The organism is Bradyrhizobium sp. (assembly GCF_049581145.1).
Lineage (GTDB): Bacteria > Pseudomonadota > Alphaproteobacteria > Rhizobiales > Xanthobacteraceae > Bradyrhizobium.
In genome coordinates this window covers 1-19,898 of sequence record NZ_JBAURI010000818.1, presented here as the reverse complement: position 1 = coordinate 19,898, position 19,898 = coordinate 1, and the positions used below count along the sequence as shown (strand labels likewise).

Here is a 19,898-nt window from a genome sequence, read left to right as displayed (position 1 = left end):
CTTCTGGCCAGGCCGCGGCTGCTGCTGCTCGACGAACCGCTCGGCGCGCTCGACGAAGGCCGCCGTGCGGAGATCCTGCCCTATCTGGTACGCCTGCGCGATGACGCAAAAATCCCGATGGTCTATGTCAGCCACGACGCCGCCGAGATGCGCCAGCTCGCAACCCAGATCGTCCTGCTGAAACGCGGACAGGGGACCTCGTTCGGTGACGTGAAGGTGCTGATGGGTTGAGACCGCCAACCTCACTCAGCCGGCGCTACCAGCCGCGGTCGACATTGATCACCTCGCCGGAGCGCGGATCGACGTCGACCTCCATATAGCGGCCTGACAGGTCGCGGCCCTCGATCTGCCACTCGTCACCGGCGAATTCGGTGTGGGAAACGGTGACAAGACCAACATCGCTGGCGAGGTCCAAGGCATCCTGCATCGAAAGCAGGCCGCCGGAATCATAGGCCAGCGCGGGTGTCGCGATGCCGAGTGCGATACTTGCCACCGCCGGCAGGATGTATTTGTTCATGGGAACACTCCTCGTCGAAGTTCACTGTCCCGTTGCGCCGATGGCTCGGCGCAGCGTCCCCCTGAGAACCGGGCAACGCGCCCCTCGTTCCCATTTTCGAAGCCTCATGGACCCGGGCCTGTTCCCGCCAATTGCGAGCGCAACCTTACGACATCACGATCGATTTCACCGACCGCTGCCGCTCACACGATATCACGGGCGCGCAAATCCGCGATCGCCTCGCGGCCATAGCCCAGCGCCTCCAGCACTTCGTCTGTATGAGCACCAAGCTCGGGCGCCATCGCATCGAGGCGGCCGCCGCCATGAGCGAGCTGGAACCCGCTGCCGGCGAAGCGCAGGCGCCCATAGGGCGTCTCGATCTCCTGAATGGCGCCGCGCGCGGCGATCTGTGGGTGATCGATCACCTCCTCGATTGTCCAGATGCTGGCGCAGGGCGCGCCCGCCGCATCGAGGATCTTCTCCCATTCGCGCGGGTGCTTTTTGGCAAGCTCCGCCTCGATGACGGCCCGCAAGGCCGGCTCGTTCTCCTGCCGCGCGAACCAATCGGAAAAGCGCGGATCGTCCAGCACGTCGGCGCGACCGAGCGCCTCCACCAGCGCACGATATTGCTTCTCGCTGTTGACGGCGAGCAGCAGATAGCCCTCACCCGCCCTGAACAGGTTGGCGGTCGGCCTGCGGCTCACGGCCTGATTGCCGGAGAGCTTCTGGCGATGGCCGGCCACGGTGTAGTCCGCCACCTGTCCGGACAGAAACGCCAGCGTCGCCTCCAGCATGGAGACGTCGACGAGCTGCCCCTTGCCGGTGTGGGTGCGCTGGAACAGCGCACTGGAGACGCCGAACGCGGCGGTCGCACCCGACAGCACGTCGCAGACGGCGAAGCCCGCACGCGTCGGTCCGCTCTCCTCGTGGCCGGTGATCGCCATGATGCCCGACAGCGCCTGGATCTTGCCGTCATAGCCCGCGCCATTGCGCTCCGGCCCGGTCTGACCAAAACCACTTATCGCGCAATAAATCAGCCGCGGGTTGATCGCAGCCAGCGCGGCATAGCCGATGCCGAGCTTGTCCATCACGCCGGGACGAAAATTCTCCATCACGACGTCGACCTCGGCGACGAGCTGCTTGACGATCGCGATCGCCTCGTCCTTCTGCAGATCGAGCGTCAGGCTGCGCTTGTTGCCGTTGATCGCCTGCCAGCCCGGTGCAAGGCCGCGCTCTGCCCATTCGCGGCTCAGCGGGGTGCGCCGCATGTCCTCGCCGCCGCGGCGCTCGACCTTGATGACATCGGCGCCGAGCAGCGCGAGCTGATAGCTCGCATAAGGGCCGGCCAGCACCTGCGTGAAATCGAGAATCCTCACGCCTTCGAACGGTCGGGTCACGTCTGTTTCCTCCGGGAACACCAGCCGTCATTGCGAGGAGCGAAGCGACGAAGCAATCCATCCTGCCTTTGCGGCGAGATGGATTGCTTCGCGGAGTTTGGCATCGGGCGGCGCTTTTGCGCCGATCGGTCGGCTCGCAATGACGATTTTGTTGAACGGGTTTCCTGCCACTCGACGATGCGCTTCAGCACTTCACGCCGCGCGGTTGCCGCGCGCGATCTCCTTCTGCTTGTCGAACTCGGCCCTGCGCCGCGCCAGGTCGTCCGGGCTCATCTGGGCGAGGTTGTTGTAGTCGAGCTTCCAGGAGGCGTCTGGGCTCCAGCGCAGCGGCGACTGCATCGTGGTGCGCGCGCCGGGCGCCTGCTCCAGCAGGCGAAGCGCCAGTTCGAGCGTCTGCGCCTGCGAGGCTGCGTCCTGCGGCTTGCCGGCGGAGTTGCCAAGCGGGAAGTCGCTGAACAAAAAGCGCGGCACGGCGGCGTGCTCGATGATGTCCTTGGCGCATCCCATCACCACGGTTGGAATGCCGTTGGCCTCGAGATGGCGCGCAACGAGCGCGGTGGTCTGGTGGCACACCGGGCAATTCGGCACCAGCACGGCGGCATCGACCTGGTCGGCGCGGCAGCGGGCGAGGATATCAGGCGCATCGACCTCGATGGTCACGCGATGACTGCGATTGGTCGGCGCGCCGAAGAAGCGCGGCGCGACCTCGCCGATCCGCCCTGTGGCCCGGGCCTGCAAGAGCTGCGGCAGCGGAAACCAGGTGCCGCTGTCGGTCGCGCTGGTGTGCTTGCGGTCATAGCCGATATGCGAGATGCGCAGATCGTGCGGCTGCGCGGTGTCGCCGTCATAGACCTTGTAGAACTTGGCAGCGCCATTATACGCAGCCCCTGGCCCCTGGTCGCCCTTCGCGGGATCATAGGGTGCGGCCGTGGTGATGATGGTCACACGCGATTGCGAAAGCGGCTTTGTCAGCGACTGGAACGGCGCGTCGACGTAATGCGCCCAGCGATAAGGCGTGGTGTAGCCGATCGCGGCGTAGTAGTCGCGGGTCCGCTGCATGTAGGGCACCGGAGCATCATAATCGGGGACGAAGCCGAATTGATCGTCTTGCGTTTCCGGCATGCGCTGTCCTTTGCGTTTCCCTGGTGCGCTGATACGGCTTGCAGCCAGACTAGAGCTAGTCGCTCGCTTCCTCAACCGCGGACATGGCCGCTTTGCCGGTCGAGTTGGCACGGGACTCGCGTCAACGATCAAGTCGCGGCTTTGCGTGGCGCGATGGCGCGGCCTTAAGACGCCGACGATCGCTGAGGGAGCACGATGATGAGCATCAAGCGAGCGGATATCGATCGGCAGAAGGTGGCTTTCTCGGACGTCCGGTCCGGCCGTCGGCTGCCGACGGTTCATCCCGGCGAGATTCTGCACGATGAGTTCCTGACCCCGATGGGCATCAGCGTCTATGAACTGGCGCATGCGATCAAGGTGCCGCGCTCGCGGACCAACGACATCGTACGCGGACGCCACGCCGTCACCACCGACACGGCCATTCGTCTTGGACGGTATTTCGGCACGACGGCTGAGTTCTGGATCAACCTGCAGGCCCGCTATGATCTCGATGTGCCCGATCGTACCGGGAGGCGACGAATCGAGCAGGAGATCACGCCGCGAGCTGCGTGACCGGTGCCGCGCCATGACGACCAAGGGAGACGATCAAGGGAGACGACCAAGGGGAGACGATCAAGGCAAGAGAACCGACATCGGCGAAATGGCCGGTTCGGCCTTCGTTCTCTGAACTCCGGCGGCCAGGCCGCCTCCAAGCCACCCGAGCTATGATCGGCAGGCCCTGAGGCTCACTGGCAGTAGGAGAGCTCGTCCTCGGTGACGACACGCTCGACCTTGTCCGACTTGATGCGATAGCGAAGTCGGCCGTCGGCCTCGACCGGCATGCGTTGAACGATGGTGTAGACTTTCGGCTCCTCGATCTGCACGCGACCTTGGGGACCTTGACCGCGATGCAGCACGGCTGCGTTCAACTCATAGACATGCGACATTCGGCGTTCCTTTGCGTCCTTGAGCGATCGAACCCGCCCGACGCGGCGAAGACAGCGCAAACCAGAAGGCGCAGCCGCGGAGCGGTTCGTGACATGAAGAGGCGAGAAGGCTTATAGGCCTCTATGGCTTACAAAGCGAGTGGCGCGTAGGGCGGATTTTGGCCAGCGGAATCGCGGCCAACGCGCGTCTGCCCCCTGGCTCCCGCGTAACGAGTGAACCTCAGGGTGCATTTGCCGGTCATGGAACCCTGGAATTGCCGCACCAGGTTTTGGAGCCCGCGCAACGGGGGCACGGAGCGCCGCCCCGTTGGCGCGCCCCGACATGAGGGCAAGGTCAAACCCCCGCCACCGACGACCACAACTCCGACAGCCTGCGCTTGAAAGTTTGCATTCGCGTCAACGGCAGGATCGCTTCCTCCTCCTCGGGCAGGATGAGGCCGACGACGTTGACTCGGCCACCCGAGATACTGCGCGCCACCAGCACGATGGTGTCGAGCGCAAGCGTCGCGCCATCCTTGGGCGCATGATCGAGATGGATGTCGAAATAATCCGCCAGCGTCAGCTTGGACGGCTCTTCCCCGACGACCACGCCGTAGATCTCGGCAAGCTCGGCCAGCGTATGTTCGCCGGAGACCATGAAATCGCCGAGCAGATGCGGATCGGTCACAGCACTCGGCTGCATGTCGACGAAGAAGCGGTCGAGCGCCTCGGCGCGTTCCGGGGGCGCCAGGAGATAGATGTAGTCGCCCGGCTTGACCGGCTCGGCTTCCAGAGGCGACAGAATCTGCTGGTTGCGGATCACCAGCGTCGGCCGCGACCAGGACGGAACGAGCCCGCGCCGAAAGAACAGGCTTTTCGGCCGCACCGGATAGCCGACCAACTCCTGCGCCAGCTGGCCGGGCAGATCCAGTTCGACACGCCGCGGGCCGCGATCGGCGCGCGGCAACGCGACATGCAGCCACCTCGCGGCCACCGCCAGCGTCCAGCCCTGCAGCAACAACGAGATGATGACGACGACGAAGGCGACATCGAAATATTGATAGGCGTTCGACAGCCCGACCAGCATCGGGATCGACGCCAGGAAGATCGCGACCGCGCCGCGCAGCCCGGTCCAGGCGATGAAGAGTTTTTCGCGCCAGCTGAAGCGAAACGGCGCGAGGCAGAGAAAGACCGCGAGCGGCCGGGCCACCAGCATCAAGACCAGCGCGATGAGCATGGCGGGACCGACGCTGGCGCCAAGCCGGCGCGGCGAGACCAGGAGCCCAAGCAGCACGAACATCACGATCTGCGCCAGCCAGGTCGCGGCATCGAGGAACGTCACCACGGACGTATGCGCGCGCGTCGGCCGGTTGCCGATGATGATGCCGGCCAGATAGACCGCGAAAAAACCGGAGCCATGGGCGATCTGTGCCGAGGCGAACACCACCAGCGCCATGGTCGCAACAAATGGCGCATGCAGGCCCTGCGGCAGCGCCACCCGATTGAGCGCGAGCACCACCACCCGCCCGCCGACCACGCCGAACAGGGCGCCCAGCACGGCCTCACGGCCGAACTCCAGCGCGACATGGGCAACCGAGCTGTGCCCGACCGAGATGAACTCGACCAGCATGAGAGTCAGAAAGACCGCAAACGGATCGTTGCTGCCGGACTCGGCTTCCAGCGTCGCGCCAACGCGGGGCCTGAGCCGCAGTCCCTGCGCATGCACCAGCAGGAACACCGCCGCGGCATCCGTCGAGGCCACCACGGCGCCGACCAGAAGCGCCTCGGTCCAGTTCAGGTCGAGCGCGTATTTGGCGACCGGCGCGGTGACCAGCGCGGTCAGCAGTACGCCTGCGGTCGCCAGCGCGACCGACGGCGCCAGCACCGCGCGAATATTCTGGAACCGGGTGCGCAAGCCGCCATCGAACAGGATCAGCGCCAGCGCCACCGACCCGACCAGATAGGTGGTCCTGAGGTCGCTGAACTGGATCTGGCCGGGCCCGGCATCGCCGGCCAGCATGCCGATCACAAGAAACGCCAGCAGCAACGGCGCACCGAAGCGCAGCGCCAGCAGGCTCGACAGGATCCCCGCCATCACCAGTACGGCGCCGAGCAGGATCGCAATGCTAACCTGATCGAGCGAGGCCATGAGGGCGCGCAATCCGGACAAATGACTGGAATTGCATCCTTATCGTCGGCACACTTGGAGGCCAACCGATTTTACGTTAAGAGCGGCAAACCCCTGAATTTTACGGGCCTCGCTCGCCGGTCCGGGCGCCTCGCGCATGGCGGCCACGCCGCCGCTGTGGAAATCTCCCGATAATTCAAATCAAGTGCATACGACACCGTTCTTGCTCGAGTATTCCGCCATGGACATGGACCTGCACGACATCGTCGGCTTTCTGCATGAGACGGCGCGCTCCGTCGGTGCGGAGTTCACCTCGCCCTGGTTCTATCTGCAGGTTGGTCTCATTCTAGCCAGCGCCGGCGTTGCCTTTGCCGTCAATACCGCGGTCAGCTCGCGCATCGAGGCGGGTTCGCTGGCGACGCACTGGCCGGCGCCGTTGCGGCTGTTCGTGCGCACCCTGGTCGGCAGCGCCGCCGCGGCAGCGTTCGCGGGCGAGATGGCGCTGACCCGCCTGATCATGGCCAGCCTGACCTGGCCGAGCCGCAGCTACCTGATCTCGGTGGCCGCCAACCTCGCCTTCGCCTGGCTGATCATCCGCCTCGTCACCTCGGGGGTTCGCAACAGCTTCATCGTCCGCACGGTGTCGCTGCTGGCGTGGCTGGTGGCGGCCTTGAGCATTCTCGGCAAGCTGGATCAGGTCGTCGCCGCGCTCGACTCGGTCTCGATCACGCTCGCCGGGCTGCGGCTGACGCCGCTATTGTTGATCAATTTCGGCGTCATCCTGATCATCGCGCTGTGGCTGAGCAACATCATCAGCAATTTCGCGGAAAGCCGCATCACCCAGTCCGGCGACTTGACGCCGTCGATCCAGGTGCTGCTGGTCAAGATGATCCGGCTCGGGCTCGTCATCTTCGCCGTGATCGTCGCGATGGGCGCGGTCGGCATCAACCTGTCGGCGCTGGCGATCTTCTCGGGCGCGGCCGGTGTCGGCATCGGCTTCGGCCTGCAGAAGATCGTCGCAAATTTCATCAGCGGCATCATCCTGCTGGTGGACAAGTCGGTGAAGCCGGGCGACATCGTCACCATCGGCGACAGCTCGGGCCGTATCAGCGCCATGAAGACCCGCTATATCTCGGTCGCGGCCGGCGACGGACGCGAGTTCCTGATCCCGAATGAGGATCTGGTGACGCAAAAGGTCACCAACTGGACCTATACCGACAAGAACACGCTGGTGAAGGTCAATTTCACCACCAATTACGAGGCCGATCCGCGACTCGTCGCAAAGCTCGCGATCAAGACCGCCAAGGACGCCGAGCGCACGCTCAAGTCCAAGCCGCCGAGCTGCCTGCTGACCGAATTCGCCGATACCGGCGTCAAATTCTCGCTGACCTTCTGGGTCTCCGATCCCGGCGACACCGACAACGTCAAGAGCGAAGTGATGATGGCGCTGTGGGACGTCTTCAAGCGCGAGGGTATCCAGGTTCCCTATCCGGTGCGGGAAATCCGCGTCCGCGGCGGCGCGCTGCCGGTCGAAACCATCGTCGAAGCGTCGAGCTGACCCCGACACCGCCGGCCCAAAAGAGGCAGACCAGGCCCGGCTTGCCGCGGCCCGCCATAGTCACTAAATTGACGTCACAAATCAGTTATATTCGGCGAAGATCGTTGCCCCATGAGCTATATCGAAGCCACCGACACCTCCTTGCGCAAGACCGGACAGATCAAGCTGCACGGGCCGAGCGGCTTTGCCGGCATGCGCAAGGCGGGCCGCCTCGTCGCCCAATGCCTCGACGAACTCACCGATATCGTCAAGCCGGGGATTGCGACCGCGAAGATCGACGAGTTCGTGCGTGATTACGCCTTCAGCCATGGCGCCTATCCGGCGACGCTGATGTATCGCGGCTACCGCTACTCGACCTGCACCTCGATCAACCACGTGGTCTGTCACGGCATGCCGGGCGACCGCGCGCTGAAGGAGGGCGACATCGTCAACATCGACGTGACCTTCATCGTCGACGGCTGGTATGGCGACTCCAGCCGGATGTATGTGATCGGTCCGATCGGGCGCAAGGCGGAGCGGCTGATCGAGGTTACCTATGAAGCCATGATGCGCGGCATCGCTGCGGTGAAGCCCGGCGCCACCACCGGCGACATCGGCTACGCGATCCAGAGCTTCGTCGAGCCGCAGGGCATGAGCGTGGTGCGCGATTTCTGCGGCCACGGCCTGGGCCGGCTATTCCATGACGAGCCGAACATCATCCATATCGGCCGGCCCGGCGAAGGCGTGGCGCTGAAGCCCGGCATGTTCTTCACCATCGAGCCGATGATCAATCTCGGCAAGCCGCATGTGAAGATCCTGTCCGACGGCTGGACCGCGGTGACGCGCGACCGCTCGCTGTCGGCGCAGTTCGAGCATTCGGTCGCCGTGACTGCCGATGGCGTCGAGATCTTCACGCTGTCGGAGCGTAACGGCGAGCAGCCGCCGCTGCGGTAGCTTCCGCCGGCGGCCGTTTTCGGACCTGGTCACCACGTCCCGCTCGCTTCGCAACGGCCTGCCGAATAGAGTTTCGGCATGCGTGATATCGCAGCCCACTATCAGGCCCTGCAGCGCCGCGATCCCGGCCTCGACGGCATCGTGTTCGTGGCGGTCAAGACCACCGGGATCTACTGCCGGCCGATCTGCCCGGCGCGCACGCCGCTGGCGCGCAACGTCGTGTTCTATCCAAGCGCGGCTGCCGCCGAACGCGCCGGCTTTCGCCCCTGCCTCCGTTGCCGCCCCGAAACGGCGCCGTTCTGCCCGGCCTGGAAGGGCACCAGGACCACGGTGGAACGTGCGCTGGCGCTGATCGTGGCGGGCGCGCTGGACTTCGGCTCAGTCGATTCGCTGGCCGAGCGATTGGGCATTGGCGCGCGGCATCTGTCGCGGCTGTTCGCACGGCATCTGGATGCCTCGCCGCAGCAGGTCGCGCTGTCGCTGCGCCTCCAGCGCGCCAAGCGCCTGCTCGACGGCAGCGATCTTCCGCTCGCCGAGATCGCCGGGCGCGCCGGCTTTTCGAGCCCGCGGCGTATGCGGGCCGCGTTTGCGCAGCTCTATGGCCGGACCCCGTCGTCCCTGCGCAGGCGTCAAGCGACGCCTGATGCGATCCGCCCGATCCGCCCCTCATGCGATCAGGAGAACAACCGATGCCCAATCATGCCGCCGCCAGGAGCCACGGCACCGTCAGCCAGGACCGGCAGAAGCAGATGAGCGGCCTCGCCTTCGTACAGGGACTGGCCGACGGCACGCTGCCGCTCAACACGATCGCCAGAACGCTGGGATATGATGTCCGCGAGGCGGAGAACGGGCGCGTCGTCGTCGTCGCGGAGCCCGGCGAGGCGCATCTCAATCCGGCCGGCACCGTGCATGGCGGCTTCGCCGCCACGCTGTTGGATAGCTGCATGGGATTGGCCGTGCAGTCGACCCTGGAGCAGGGCCTCGGCCAGACCACGCTGGAGTTCAAGATTTCGCTGCTGCGGCCGATCACGCCGGAGACGGGGCCGATCACGGCCGAAGGCGTCGTGCTGAGCCGCGGCCGCCGGATCGGCACCGCCGAGGGGCGGATCACCGACGGCAAGGGGCGCCTGCTGGCCCATGGCACCACCACCTGCCTGATCTTTGCGATGACGGCGTGATCCGGAAGAGCCTGCCCGCAACTTGATACGGGTGGACACCGGTTTTCCGGAGAGATCATGCTCAACAATAAGCCCGCGTGACACTTCGTGGTTGCAAAAACCATCCAGCGCGGCATGTTGGTCGCCGATGCCCGCCAAGACTGAGAACAACACAGAGCCACCGGACAACCGGCCCGTCGAGCCGCCGCATTATCGCGGCCATCGCGAGCGATTGCGCGAGCGCTTCCGGATCGCGGGACCCGATGCGCTCAGCGACTACGAGCTGCTGGAGATGGCGCTGCGCTGCCGCGGCGCGACACCAAGCCCCTGGCCAAAGCGCTGTTGAAGACGTTCGGCTCGTTCGCCGAGGCGATTCATGCTCCCGAAACGCGCTTACGCGAAATCGATGGCGTCGGCGATGCCGCGGTGACCCAGCTCAAGCTGATCGCGGCCGCCGCGACCCGCATCGCCAAAGGCGAGCTGCGCGAACGCCCGGCGCTATCGTCATGGAACGACGTGATCGACTATTGCCGCGCCAGCATGGCGTTCGCCGACAAGGAGCAGTTTCGCCTGCTGTTTCTCGACAAGCGCAATCAATTGATATCGGACGAGGTGCAGCAGACCGGCACCGTCGACCACACCCCGGTCTATCCGCGCGAAGTGATCAAGCGCGCGCTGGAATTGTCGGCGACCGCGATGATTCTAGTTCACAATCATCCCTCCGGCGACCCGACACCGTCGCAGGCCGATATCCAGATGACAAAGGCGATCATCGACATCGCCAAACCGCTCGGCATCGCCGTGCACGATCACATCATCGTCGGCAAGAACGGGCATGCGAGCCTGAAGGGGATGCGGTTGATTTGAGATCGCGGATCTGGCGATCGCGAAGCTTGGAATGCTGTCTCGCGACCCTTCCCGCTCATTCCGAGCTCGCGCTGAACCGACTTTGACACCGCGTCGCCAGATCACCATCCGCCACCCCGGAAAAGCCAAAACCGTTGCAGGCATACACCTGCGTGCGGACCGGGCTGGGGGCGGGCTGCGCATCGGCCTTCTCGATCATGATGAAGGAATCGCCGCGATGCAGCGCGCACAGATAGGCGCGCCCCGTCGAATCCGTGATCGGCGTGGCGTCGAGCAGCGGCCAGGCCAGCGCCGAGCCGCGCCAGCGCGCGACCAGGCCATGCGCAGTGACCTCGTAGACATAGGGGCGCCGGCCGTCCTCATCGTCGATCGGCGACACATGGCGCTCGAGCGGAACAGCAGGGGTGGCCCGTCCGCGGCAAGCCGGCCACTTTCGATCCCGAGCAGCGCGCCCCACGCCATGGGCAGTGCGCAGGGAGAAGGCTCCGGGCTATTCACGACTCGGTCTGACGGCCTCGTCATGTCCGCCTTTCGCCCTTTTGAAACATGCCGACCAACGCCAAAGATGCCTGCCATCAGGCATGCCACCGAACGATTTTCGGGCGATTCAAGAGCCGCGTTCGGTTTCAACGCCTTGGCTACCGGCCCATGCTCTCGGTCCCTGTAACCGAGGAGCATGACATGCAAGATCAGGACAGTGGTACACCGACGATCCGTAGGCGAGCGCCTTGGAATCAAAGGCAAGCTGACAGGCGCAAAGCCTCCACTGCGGCCCAAACACGTTTGGTCAATTCGAACAAAGCTGCAAATTGAAGGCCGCGTCCGAGACCTTGCCATGTTCAATCTTGCGATCGACAGCAAGCTTCGAGGCTGTGATGTCGTCGCGATCAAGGTCGACGATATCGCTGCGGGCGGATGTACTGCGGATCGCGCAACTGTTCGCCAGAATAAAACCGGTCGGCCGGTCCGCTTTGAATTGAGCGAGCAGACTCGCCAGGCGATCGATGACTATCTGAAGGTCGCCCATAAGAAGCCCGGCGAGTTTTTGTTCACAGGTCGGGCCGGTCCGCACAAGAGCATCACAACACGCCAATATGCGCGCCTGGTATCGGATTGGATCGGCAGCGTCGGGCTGGATCCAAGGCTATACGGGACACATTCGCTGCGGCGCACCAAAGCTACCCTGATCTATCGACGTACTGGAAATCTGAGGGCGGTCCAGCTGTTGCTCGGGCACACTAAGATCGAAAGCACTGTCAGATATCTGGGCATCGAGGTCGATGACGCGCTCGCAATCGCGGAACAAGTTGACGTCTGAAATGCCTGGGCGGAGCAGCCATGCTCCGCCTAGCCTCTGATCACCGACTCGGGCCAACAGAAGACGACCGGTGATGTAGAAGCATGGCTCGTGGCTTGATTTCCGCACAGGTTCATCGGTATTAAAAGCCGATGGAGTCGACGCTTCAGAGTTCAGTGAGAATGAAGACCAGTTCGGTGTGGCGACTTGCATTCTTTTTGGTCCTGACTTGCGCGGCTCATGCAGATGAATTGATTGGCAAGAGAGTGCCGCCATTTCCGGACGGAATGTACGAGGGAGGCGGATCGTGTATCGCAGCCGGCACTCAGGACCCATGTCACCGGGGCGTGGCGGTACTTATGAGCGCATCCGGCAAGAACATAGGAGTCTATGCTTCCGTCTCAGATGGGCACGATGAGAACGGCAAATCATCTGCAATTGTAACGGACATCATTCCCTATCCAAAGGTGGACAAAGGTTACCATCTGGATTGGAGTAGCTGCAGATATGACGGTGTCGAAGAAAGCGCCGTCGTGGCCGTTGTGAAGGATTCGAAACAAGAGTTCTTACGGGCCGCCGGTTGGGCGTATCGGGTCGATGACGTCTCAGGCAAGCTCATCAAGTTGGATCCAAAGCACGTCGATTGCTACAACACCGCGCGGGAAGCTGACTAGCCGTCGCCGATGATCTTGCCAAAATACCAAAACCGATTCGGCAGACCGGTCTAGCGTTGAAAGTCCGTTACGAGTCACGGGCTGAAAAACGCATGCCGAGCAAATCTAGTCTGCACCGCCTCGAACAACCGACCTGGCATAGCCCTCCTGGCTCTTCTCGATCGGGCCATAACCGGACTTATGCACCACGGCAAGTGCCAGCATGATAGGCCGCGCGCCACAAAGGTTGCATCCGTGCGGCACCTTAACCTAAGATGATTCAAGCAATCAGCCACCACACGCAACTGATGATCCGAACAGAAACGAACAAAATAATCTTCGAGGGCGATCTAAAATCTGAGATCATGCCCGCCATTTCTCGCATCTACCACCTATCGCAGAAGCTTGGCTATCAGGACATTGTTCTCGATTTCTCGGGAGCAACGTATGCTGACGCAACCCTGATGTTGCCCTTGTCGAGCTTTGCAGCCTTCCATCGAAAGCATCACATCGACTTTTCACTGGTCGAGCCCGCCGACGGATACTTGCGACGTTTATTCAAGAATGCGAACTGGGCCCACTTCATCGATCCGACATCTTACGACCTAAATGAAAAGCGACGATTCAACAACCTGCCCGCACTTCAGTTCACGGACGGCGATGCGCAGCACGCCGTCGTTAATAAGGCTATGGAAGTGCTGATGGAGACCATTAAAGTCCAGGAGAGAAAGCAGCTAAAAGCCCTGGAGTGGGCGCTGAACGAGATCACCGATAATGTGTTGAACCATGCCGAGAGCCCGACGGGAGGCATGGTTCAGATTCAATCCTTCCCAACGAATAACACCGTTACTTTCTACGTTGCGGATACGGGACTTGGAATCGCAGCTACTTTGCGTCGAGCGATCCCGAGCATTACAAGTGACACAGACGCGTTGGATCGCGCCATCCGTGAGGGTGTGACGAGGAACCAAGCAACCAACCAAGGGAATGGTTTGTTCGGTACCTTCAAGTGCTGTGAGGTCTCTAATGGAAGGGTTGAGATCATTTCTAATCACGCGCACTTATCATGGCCGGAAAAGACCGGTCTGTCTATTCGACAAGAAAACGTTCCATTTGGAGGCTCTTTCATCGCCGCAACAATTAACTACTCGACAGCGGGATTGTTAGAGAAGGCATTTGTGTTCAGAGGACGAGTACACGAGCCGGCCAACGACTACATTGAAGCGCACTACGAAACTCAGGGAGAAAAACTCATTTTTCGAGTTGCGCAAGAGATTGAGGGCTTCGGTAGTCGCGAGTTTGGTCGCCGGGCGCGCCAAAAGATTGACAATATTCTTGTCGAAAAAGACATTGTGATTGAATTTGATTTCTCCGACATTCCGCTGATCTCGTCTAGTTTTGCTGACGAGGTTTTTGGAAAGCTATTTGTGCAGTTGGGGGCGTTAGAATTCATGAGGCGCTGCACATTTAGAGCAGTCGACCCAACCGTAAAAACTCTGATTGATCGCGCAATCGCACTGCGGATGAAAAGCAACCTGAACGCTGGAGCGTGCTTTGCGGCAGATGTCAGAGATGGGTCATTTTCGACGCAGTCGGGCCGCCTCGCCATGTCCGTAATTCGCCCAAACCTGCCCTGGTGAGCAGGTTTGTTCATGTCCGTTGATCGAGGTAGGCCGGACCTGTCCGCGCCGTATGATCCGACGATACGATCAGCGCTTGGCCGGCTAACCCTCTTCAGGACGGATCGACGACATCCTGCTTGCCTTCAGCCGGAACGGGAGGGCTTCGATGGGTGTCAGCATCAACCTTCATCCCGCGCGAGGTGTGTGATTTCTTGGTAGGGGGCTTACCCAGATCACCAGTTGCTCGCGGTTTCCGCCGTCACGGTGACGCGCCCGCTCGGCACCCTTTCAGCTGGTGACGGTCCAGGGATCGATGATCGTCAGACCGGCAGCTTTGAACGCACGCGTGTCGCGCGATGCCACGGCGAACCCGTGCGCGGCGGCGATCGCAGCGATATAGCCATCGGGTGTGGGGAAGCCTTTTCCGGCCGCTTGCGCCTTGACGGCGAGCTCGGCATAGCGCCGCGCCGCGGCGGTATCGAAGGGCAGGATGCGGGTCGCGAACAGGTCCAGCACGCCGTCGAGCGCAGCTGCCAGCCTGTCCTTGCGCCTGCCGCGCGGAAGCGTCCCGATACCGAACAACAGTTCGGCGATGGTGACACTGGAGAGAAACAGCGTCTCGGCCGCCTGGGCGTCGAGCCAGTCGCGGACCGATGGCTGCGGATCGGGCTTCATCGCCTCGGAAGCCACATTGGTATCGAGCAGGATCATTCGAAGCGCATCGGCTCAGCGGGACGCGCGTCGCGGCCCTGTTCGAGTGCCTCGACATCGGCATTGGTGAGGCCGATCTTCCGGCTCATCTCCGAAAGGGCGGTGCCGAGCCGCAGCCGGCCCTCGGGACGCACGGCTGCCTCCAGAATGGCGCGCATTTCCGCTTCCGCGCTGCGATTGTGCTGCGCCGCGCGGACTTTCAGGGCGCGATGCGCCTCCTCGGAGAGGTTGCGGATGGTGACAGCTGCCATGATGGCGTCCTCCGAAGACTGACTGCAATGCTATCAAATTAGAGTATTTGATAGCATTTTTCAAGAGTCATTGAGCGCTCATTCACCGAACCTCAGCGCTCCAGCTACGGATCATGCGAACTTTTCTCACCGCTCCGCACCGCAATTCGGATAGCCAGTTCGCCTCGTCGAGGATGGCACGGTCAGCTATGCTGACGATCTCAGAAGTATGATGGGGAAGACCATGAAGGATGGGAAGATCGTGAAGGAGTCGCTGATCGCTGCGGCGGAGGATGGAAAGCACTCCTGGCTAAAGGAACTGCTCGCCAAAGGCGCAGACGTGAACGCCAAAAGGGCCAATGGTGTTACGGCGCTGATCATGGCGTCGCAGCAGGGACACTTCGAGGTCGTGCAAACCCTGCTCGCCGCAAAGGCCGCCGTGGATATCAGGGCCGCCAATGGCGCTACGGCTTTGATTCAGGCATCGCTGAACGGCCGGACGGAGGTGGTGAAAGCCTTGGTTGCCGCAAACGCCGACGTGAACACCAGCCAAATCAACGGTGGCACCGCGTTACATGCTGCATCACAGCAGGGCCACCTGGAGGTGGTACGTGCCTTGCTCGCCGCAAACGCCGATGTGAACATCAGGGCTACCAGTGGCGCTACGGCGTTGAGCGAAGCGGTGCAGCGTGGTCACCAGGAGGTGGTGAAGGCGCTGGTCGCTGCAAATGCCGCGGTAAACATCCGGACTGACGACGACGCTGCGACGTTGACCGCTGCTGCGCACCATGGCTACATGGAGGTCGTTCAAGGTTTGCTGGCCGCGAAGGTCGACGTGAACGCCAAGGGAGTCCGGGGCTTCACCGCGTTGATTCTGGCTTCGATGGCAGGCCACGTGGATGTGGTGACGACCCTGCTCGCCGCAAATGCCGACGTAGACGCCAAGGCTGACGATGGCGCCACGGCGCTGATGCTGGCCTCGTGGGGAGGCCACCTCGATCTGGTGCGGACGTTGCTCGCGGCAGATGCCGACGTGAATGCCAGGATGAACGATGGCCACACGGCATTGATGCTTTCATCGCGGGAGGGTCACCCGGACGTGGTGAAGGTATTGGTCACCGCAAACGCCGACGTGAATGCCAAGGCGGCTGATGGCAACACCGCCTTAGTCATAGCCTCGCAGGAGGGGCACCGGGAGGTGGTGCAGATCCTGAGTGCCTTGCGTCCCTCGTCGCGTGGATGGTTCCCCAGGAACTGAATCGTGGCAATCCCCTGCGATGCCCTACTGTCCGCCTTCACGTCCGTGAATACCACCCCCGGCATTGACACAGAATTTCAGGGCCCAACGAGCGTTGGTCCTGGTCACGTCGTGGTTCGGTAAGCGCAACGGCACGCGCATCCGGCGACCTTAATAGTTCAGTTCAGGGTCGTTCGCGCCGTGGTCGGGTTACCTCGGGATGTCCGCAATTCGCCTGAACCGGGCTGGTCAGGCAGGTTTGTTGGGTCTGTTGGTCGGGGCAGGCCGGACGTGTCTGCCATATGGTCTGAAGTAGACTGCATGAGCCAGGCACCTAAAATGGAGCTGGCCGAAAGTCTCACGTCGAGCAAATCTGGTCGGCACCATCTCAGGCAGCCGACGTGGCGCAGCCGTGACGGTCTTCTCGGTCGGCCAATCGACATCATAACGAATTCGCGCACCAGCCGGCTCGGCAGCCAGAACTAGCCTTGTTCGCAATCACATCTTACGATTGATGCCGTGTAGAGCCGAAGTATTTCTCGCGCCCAAGTCGGATGTGGGGCACATACACTGGAAGAAGAGGCCATGAGCGCCAGGCATCTTCGCATGGCGGCCACTATCGCGGTTCTGTTGCCATTCAGTGCGCGAGGACTGGCTTCGCCGAGCAGGGGCGACGAGATCGGCTCGACGTTTCCGGAACACTTCCCGGTGATCAAGAACTTCTATCTCGGCAAGCCGGTGATCGGCTTTGGCTCCGATGTCGGCCCGGCAAGCATCCGCCCGTGATCTTCCTCCATGGCAACAACGATACGCAATACGCGACCGCCTGCAGCCGCTATGGGCACGTTCGGGACTTCGCCAAATTCTTCCTCGACCATGGCTACCATCCGCGCGAACTGTGGGCCGTGGGCTATCAAGGCGACCAGTGCGACCTGACCCAGGACAACACACTGCGTTCCGGCATTTCGCACGCAACCGCAGCAGCCGTGCCGATCCTGCGCCAATTCGTGCAGGCGGTCCTGGGCTTCACTGGCGCGAAGCGCATCGACATTGTCGCCCACAGCCTCGGTGTTGTCGTGGCACGCGAATGGATGCTGCAGGACAATGCCTATGACAGGGTGCGCGCGCTTGTCGCCATCGACGGCCCCAATCACGGTATCGTCGACTGCTCACCCCTCCCGACCAACATCTTCCAGTTGCCAAGCGGCGGTGGTTTCACGCCAAACAGCGCGGTCTGCGACGAGTTGGGTTCGGATGACACTCAATTGCTCGGGGTGCTCAACGCCGCGGGTGAGATACCGCCTCCGACGCGTTATCTGGTGATCCGCAACAAGCCTGGAACGCCGGACTTCGTCTATAACAGCCTGCCCGATGGCGCCTTGTGCGCGTGCAGCTTCCCCACCCTGGACCGCGATGGCAAACCGCATGATTTCAGCGCCAGCCCCGGCCTCGCAGGTGCCGAGACCATCGACCTCGAAGGCCAGGGGCAATTCGACGACGTCCTCAACACTGCCCATCTCGGAATTCTGAATTCTCCGGACACGCGCGCCGCCGTGCTGCGTTTTCTGACTGCGTTGCCAGACCAGGAGCGTCCAAGATAAGTGCTGTCATCGAAGGCTGCTGCGGCCTTCGCCCATGCCCCGTGCCGGGCGACCTCCAAAATCGAAGCTAGCGCATGATCCGGAAAAGTGTGAGGCGGTTTTCCGAAAAGATCATGCTCAATCAAAAGCCTAGAGCACGACGGTGATTCAACCTAATCTCGGCGCGCACTAGCGACTCGCTCGCACAATGAAGCCGGCGATGGTCAGATACAGGCCGATGACGAGCGAAGGCACGAGATAGAGATCGAAATAGGCGCCGTAACCCGTCTGCCCATAGATCTGCGTCAGCGTTTCCGGCGACACCACCAGCAGGAACAGCCCCTTCAGCCATCCGACCAGCGTGACGACCACGGGCAGCACGCCGCCGGCCCACACATTATGGCTAAGCACCATCGCGAGCCCGACGAGGCTGGTGACGCCATAGATCAGCATGGCCGGCTGGTTGGTGACGGCAGCCTCGACCAGCGCATTGCCACGAACGAACAGCACCGCAATGATCAGGATGGTGAAGAGACCGAGAAGCCGCGCGAGGAAAATTGTGAGCTGGGACATGGCTGGCTCCCGCCGTGCTGCAATCGGCGCGGTGGAGACTATCACCCGGCCGGCGCAGCTGCGCAAGCAATACGCCGCGAGCCCCGCGAAACCCGTTTACACGCTCGCCCGCTGCGGCGGGCCGTCGGGCGGGATGGTGCGGACAAAGCTCGGGCGCGCGGCGTGGGTCGCATAATAGCGGCCGAGATTTGTGTTCTCATCGAACGCGCTGGCGGCTTCTGGTAATTGCCGGACATAGAAGAGAATTGGCAGCAGATTGATGTCAGCGAACGTGAACTGGTGGCCGACCAGATAGCCGGTCTTGGCCACCGCCGTCTCGAGCAACGCGAGCTGCGACCGGACCGCCGGCAGCACCGCGTCGATGACCGCGCGGTCGGGCTTGCCATCGGCGGTTCTTGAGAAGGCGTAAGCAAGGAGATAGCCGCGCACCAGGGTCGGATCCATCACCGTGTTGATGAGCGAGACCCATTGCTCGGTGCGCGCGAGGGCCTGCGGATCAGACGGAATCAGCTGCGGCCCAGGAAAGACGCGGTCGAGATAGGTCGCGATCGCCTTGGATTCGCAGAGCACAAAATCGCCGTGGCGCAGCACTGGCATCTTTCCAAACGGATGGATGGCCCGGAGTTCGGGCGCGCCGAGCAATGCCTCGGTCAGCACATGATCGATGCCCTTCTCCTCGCAGACCATGCGCACGGCGCGGGTGTAGCTCGACCGAAGCGAGCCGATGATTTCCGGCTTTGCCATGGGCACGTCTCCAGACATTATCGGCTTGCGATGGCCACGATGCGATCGAGACTGGCCCACCAGCCGAGATGATGATTGTCGCAGGCCTGTTGGTTTTCGAACTGCTGCTGCACCAGCAGGAGGCGGGTGCCACCTGGCGCGGCGTCGAACGTCACGACGACCTCGGTTTCATGGCCGCGCGTCCCGGCCGTGTCTTCCCAGGCCCAGGTCAGGACCAGACGGTGCGGCGGCTCGACGATGCGGTAGACGCCACTGGCAGCCATCCAGCAATCGGCGCCGCGCAGGATGATGCGCCAGCGGCCGCCGGGCCTGACGTCGAGGACATCGATGCGCGCCTCGGTGCCGTCCGGCGCCCACCATTTGACGAGTTGCGCGGGCTCGGTGAACAACTTGAACAACAGCTCGGGCGGCGAGGCGATCAACCGCTCCAGCCGTAGCGTCGTCTCGTGCGCGTCGCTCATGACGTCCTCCGCTTCGGCGTCTCGGCGGCCGCCAGCGCCTCCAGCCGGTCGAGGGCGGCGGTCCAGTGCCGCCGCTGCCGCGACAGCCAGCTCTCGACCGGCGCAAGCGCCTCGGCGCGCACGCGCACCAAACGCCATTGCCGCTCAATCCTGCGCTCGATCAAACCGGCGCGCTCCAGCACCTGCAGATGCCGCGTGATGGCGGGCCCACTGACGGCAAACGGCGC

General features: G+C 62.7%; 22 protein-coding genes and 3 pseudogenes. 13 read left to right on the top strand and 12 right to left on the bottom strand.

The genetic code is table 11. From position 1 onward, the window contains the following. Window positions 1–231: pseudogene (locus WCB02_RS26845) on the top strand (molybdenum ABC transporter ATP-binding protein); the annotation flags it as partial. A gap of 25 nt (window positions 232–256) precedes the next feature. Here WCB02_RS26845 and WCB02_RS26840 read toward each other — a convergent pair. From WCB02_RS26840 to WCB02_RS26830, 3 genes are all read right to left on the bottom strand, one after another. After that, complete coding sequence (locus tag WCB02_RS26840; protein ID WP_423962783.1) at window positions 257–517, bottom strand: PepSY domain-containing protein; 261 nt, start codon at window positions 515–517, stop codon at window positions 257–259. A gap of 182 nt (window positions 518–699) precedes the next feature. Beyond that, complete coding sequence (locus WCB02_RS26835) at window positions 700–1,893, bottom strand: CaiB/BaiF CoA transferase family protein (protein ID WP_423962782.1); 1,194 nt, start codon at window positions 1,891–1,893, stop codon at window positions 700–702. Window positions 1,894–2,085: 192 nt separating this feature from the next. Continuing rightward, on the bottom strand, window positions 2,086–3,015 hold the full coding sequence (locus WCB02_RS26830) for a glycine reductase (RefSeq protein WP_423962781.1): 930 nt from the start codon (window positions 3,013–3,015) through the stop codon (window positions 2,086–2,088). Window positions 3,016–3,213: 198 nt separating this feature from the next. On the opposite strand from WCB02_RS26830, the gene WCB02_RS26825 reads away from it, so the two are divergent. Beyond that, window positions 3,214–3,567 carry a HigA family addiction module antitoxin gene (locus tag WCB02_RS26825; RefSeq protein WP_423962780.1) on the top strand — a complete coding sequence of 118 codons (354 nt, stop codon included), beginning with the start codon at window positions 3,214–3,216 and terminating at the stop codon, window positions 3,565–3,567. Window positions 3,568–3,740: 173 nt separating this feature from the next. On the opposite strand, the gene WCB02_RS26820 is transcribed toward WCB02_RS26825, so the two are convergent. Then, entirely contained in the window at window positions 3,741–3,941 is a 201-nt protein-coding gene (locus WCB02_RS26820) for a hypothetical protein (protein ID WP_423962779.1), read from the bottom strand. Window positions 3,942–4,275: 334 nt separating this feature from the next. Next, window positions 4,276–6,069: a potassium/proton antiporter gene (locus tag WCB02_RS26815; protein ID WP_423962778.1), complete on the bottom strand. Its 1,794-nt coding sequence runs from the start codon at window positions 6,067–6,069 to the stop codon at window positions 4,276–4,278. 220 nt (window positions 6,070–6,289) lie between these two features. Between WCB02_RS26815 and WCB02_RS26810 the strand changes: the two genes are divergently transcribed. The 5 genes and pseudogenes from WCB02_RS26810 to radC all read left to right on the top strand — a co-directional run bounded on the left by WCB02_RS26810 (window position 6,290) and on the right by radC (window position 10,563). Beyond that, entirely contained in the window at window positions 6,290–7,606 is a 1,317-nt protein-coding gene (locus WCB02_RS26810) for a mechanosensitive ion channel family protein (protein WP_423962777.1), read from the top strand. A 111-nt stretch (window positions 7,607–7,717) separates the two neighbouring features. Beyond that, a complete protein-coding gene (gene map / locus WCB02_RS26805) occupies window positions 7,718–8,539 on the top strand; it encodes a type I methionyl aminopeptidase (RefSeq protein WP_423962776.1) in 822 nt (273 codons plus the stop codon). 78 nt (window positions 8,540–8,617) lie between these two features. Continuing rightward, the gene (locus tag WCB02_RS26800) at window positions 8,618–9,292 is read left to right on the top strand and encodes a bifunctional transcriptional activator/DNA repair enzyme AdaA (RefSeq protein WP_423962775.1); all 675 of its coding nucleotides are present in this window, start codon (window positions 8,618–8,620) and stop codon (window positions 9,290–9,292) included. Further along, entirely contained in the window at window positions 9,229–9,717 is a 489-nt protein-coding gene (locus tag WCB02_RS26795) for a PaaI family thioesterase (protein WP_423962774.1), read from the top strand. Before WCB02_RS26800 ends, WCB02_RS26795 begins: the two co-directional genes overlap by 64 nt. A gap of 127 nt (window positions 9,718–9,844) precedes the next feature. After that, window positions 9,845–10,563 (top strand): annotated as a pseudogene (radC, locus tag WCB02_RS26790) (RadC family protein). 55 nt (window positions 10,564–10,618) lie between these two features. Here the strand turns inward: radC and WCB02_RS26785 are convergent. After that, a complete protein-coding gene (locus WCB02_RS26785) occupies window positions 10,619–10,942 on the bottom strand; it encodes a hypothetical protein (protein ID WP_423962773.1) in 324 nt (107 codons plus the stop codon). A 302-nt stretch (window positions 10,943–11,244) separates the two neighbouring features. On the opposite strand from WCB02_RS26785, the pseudogene WCB02_RS26780 reads away from it, so the two are divergent. From WCB02_RS26780 to WCB02_RS26770, 3 genes and pseudogenes are all read left to right on the top strand, one after another. Then, window positions 11,245–11,881 (top strand): annotated as a pseudogene (locus WCB02_RS26780) (tyrosine-type recombinase/integrase). 161 nt (window positions 11,882–12,042) lie between these two features. Further along, window positions 12,043–12,534, top strand: coding sequence for a hypothetical protein (locus WCB02_RS26775; RefSeq protein WP_423962772.1), 492 nt, complete (start codon window positions 12,043–12,045; stop codon window positions 12,532–12,534). A gap of 254 nt (window positions 12,535–12,788) precedes the next feature. Continuing rightward, complete coding sequence (locus WCB02_RS26770) at window positions 12,789–14,153, top strand: STAS-like domain-containing protein (protein ID WP_423962771.1); 1,365 nt, start codon at window positions 12,789–12,791, stop codon at window positions 14,151–14,153. Window positions 14,154–14,423: 270 nt separating this feature from the next. Here WCB02_RS26770 and WCB02_RS26765 read toward each other — a convergent pair whose 3' ends face one another. Further along, entirely contained in the window at window positions 14,424–14,846 is a 423-nt protein-coding gene (locus WCB02_RS26765; RefSeq protein ID WP_423962770.1) for a type II toxin-antitoxin system VapC family toxin, read from the bottom strand. Further along, window positions 14,843–15,097, bottom strand: coding sequence for a FitA-like ribbon-helix-helix domain-containing protein (locus WCB02_RS26760; RefSeq protein WP_423962769.1), 255 nt, complete (start codon window positions 15,095–15,097; stop codon window positions 14,843–14,845). Before WCB02_RS26760 ends, WCB02_RS26765 begins: the two co-directional genes overlap by 4 nt. Window positions 15,098–15,320: 223 nt before the next feature. Between WCB02_RS26760 and WCB02_RS26755 the strand changes: the two genes are divergently transcribed. From WCB02_RS26755 to WCB02_RS26745, 3 genes are all read left to right on the top strand, one after another. Next, window positions 15,321–16,334, top strand: coding sequence for an ankyrin repeat domain-containing protein (locus WCB02_RS26755; protein WP_423962768.1), 1,014 nt, complete (start codon window positions 15,321–15,323; stop codon window positions 16,332–16,334). A 564-nt stretch (window positions 16,335–16,898) separates the two neighbouring features. Continuing rightward, window positions 16,899–17,099, top strand: a complete 201-nt coding sequence (locus WCB02_RS26750) for a hypothetical protein (protein WP_423962767.1) — start codon at window positions 16,899–16,901, stop codon at window positions 17,097–17,099. Next, window positions 17,096–17,914, top strand: a complete 819-nt coding sequence (locus WCB02_RS26745; protein WP_423962766.1) for a hypothetical protein — start codon at window positions 17,096–17,098, stop codon at window positions 17,912–17,914. Before WCB02_RS26750 ends, WCB02_RS26745 begins: the two co-directional genes overlap by 4 nt. A 168-nt stretch (window positions 17,915–18,082) precedes the next feature. Here the strand turns inward: WCB02_RS26745 and WCB02_RS26740 are convergent, their stop codons facing one another. The 4 genes from WCB02_RS26740 to WCB02_RS26725 form a co-directional block, all read right to left on the bottom strand. Continuing rightward, window positions 18,083–18,466, bottom strand: a complete 384-nt coding sequence (locus WCB02_RS26740; RefSeq protein WP_423962765.1) for a hypothetical protein — start codon at window positions 18,464–18,466, stop codon at window positions 18,083–18,085. A 96-nt stretch (window positions 18,467–18,562) separates the two neighbouring features. Then, complete coding sequence (locus tag WCB02_RS26735) at window positions 18,563–19,210, bottom strand: glutathione S-transferase family protein (protein WP_423962764.1); 648 nt, start codon at window positions 19,208–19,210, stop codon at window positions 18,563–18,565. A gap of 17 nt (window positions 19,211–19,227) precedes the next feature. Further along, entirely contained in the window at window positions 19,228–19,671 is a 444-nt protein-coding gene (locus tag WCB02_RS26730; protein WP_423962763.1) for an SRPBCC family protein, read from the bottom strand. Further along, a partial coding sequence (locus WCB02_RS26725; protein ID WP_423962762.1) for an ArsR/SmtB family transcription factor occupies window positions 19,668–19,898 on the bottom strand: 231 nt, incomplete at its 5' end. The genes WCB02_RS26730 and WCB02_RS26725, both read right to left, overlap by 4 nt.

What these genes read in the sequence shown, in the direction of transcription:
- WCB02_RS26770 (WP_423962771.1), top strand. Translation starts at nt 12,789, where the DNA reads ATGATTCAAGCAATCAGCCACCACACGCAACTGATGATCCGAACAGAA.
- WCB02_RS26795 (WP_423962774.1), top strand. Translation starts at nt 9,229, where the DNA reads ATGCCCAATCATGCCGCCGCCAGGAGCCACGGCACCGTCAGCCAGGAC.
- WCB02_RS26775 (WP_423962772.1), top strand. Translation starts at nt 12,043, where the DNA reads ATGAAGACCAGTTCGGTGTGGCGACTTGCATTCTTTTTGGTCCTGACT.
- WCB02_RS26825 (WP_423962780.1), top strand. Translation starts at nt 3,214, where the DNA reads ATGAGCATCAAGCGAGCGGATATCGATCGGCAGAAGGTGGCTTTCTCG.
- WCB02_RS26750 (WP_423962767.1), top strand. Translation starts at nt 16,899, where the DNA reads ATGAGCGCCAGGCATCTTCGCATGGCGGCCACTATCGCGGTTCTGTTG.
- WCB02_RS26800 (WP_423962775.1), top strand. Translation starts at nt 8,618, where the DNA reads ATGCGTGATATCGCAGCCCACTATCAGGCCCTGCAGCGCCGCGATCCC.
- WCB02_RS26740 (WP_423962765.1), bottom strand. Translation starts at nt 18,466, where the DNA reads ATGTCCCAGCTCACAATTTTCCTCGCGCGGCTTCTCGGTCTCTTCACC.
- WCB02_RS26755 (WP_423962768.1), top strand. Translation starts at nt 15,321, where the DNA reads ATGAAGGATGGGAAGATCGTGAAGGAGTCGCTGATCGCTGCGGCGGAG.
- WCB02_RS26760 (WP_423962769.1), bottom strand. Translation starts at nt 15,097, where the DNA reads ATGGCAGCTGTCACCATCCGCAACCTCTCCGAGGAGGCGCATCGCGCC.
- WCB02_RS26730 (WP_423962763.1), bottom strand. Translation starts at nt 19,671, where the DNA reads ATGAGCGACGCGCACGAGACGACGCTACGGCTGGAGCGGTTGATCGCC.
- WCB02_RS26820 (WP_423962779.1), bottom strand. Translation starts at nt 3,941, where the DNA reads ATGTCGCATGTCTATGAGTTGAACGCAGCCGTGCTGCATCGCGGTCAA.
- WCB02_RS26735 (WP_423962764.1), bottom strand. Translation starts at nt 19,210, where the DNA reads ATGGCAAAGCCGGAAATCATCGGCTCGCTTCGGTCGAGCTACACCCGC.
- WCB02_RS26840 (WP_423962783.1), bottom strand. Translation starts at nt 517, where the DNA reads ATGAACAAATACATCCTGCCGGCGGTGGCAAGTATCGCACTCGGCATC.
- map (WP_423962776.1), top strand. Translation starts at nt 7,718, where the DNA reads ATGAGCTATATCGAAGCCACCGACACCTCCTTGCGCAAGACCGGACAG.
- WCB02_RS26815 (WP_423962778.1), bottom strand. Translation starts at nt 6,069, where the DNA reads ATGGCCTCGCTCGATCAGGTTAGCATTGCGATCCTGCTCGGCGCCGTA.
- WCB02_RS26830 (WP_423962781.1), bottom strand. Translation starts at nt 3,015, where the DNA reads ATGCCGGAAACGCAAGACGATCAATTCGGCTTCGTCCCCGATTATGAT.
- WCB02_RS26810 (WP_423962777.1), top strand. Translation starts at nt 6,290, where the DNA reads ATGGACATGGACCTGCACGACATCGTCGGCTTTCTGCATGAGACGGCG.
- WCB02_RS26765 (WP_423962770.1), bottom strand. Translation starts at nt 14,846, where the DNA reads ATGATCCTGCTCGATACCAATGTGGCTTCCGAGGCGATGAAGCCCGAT.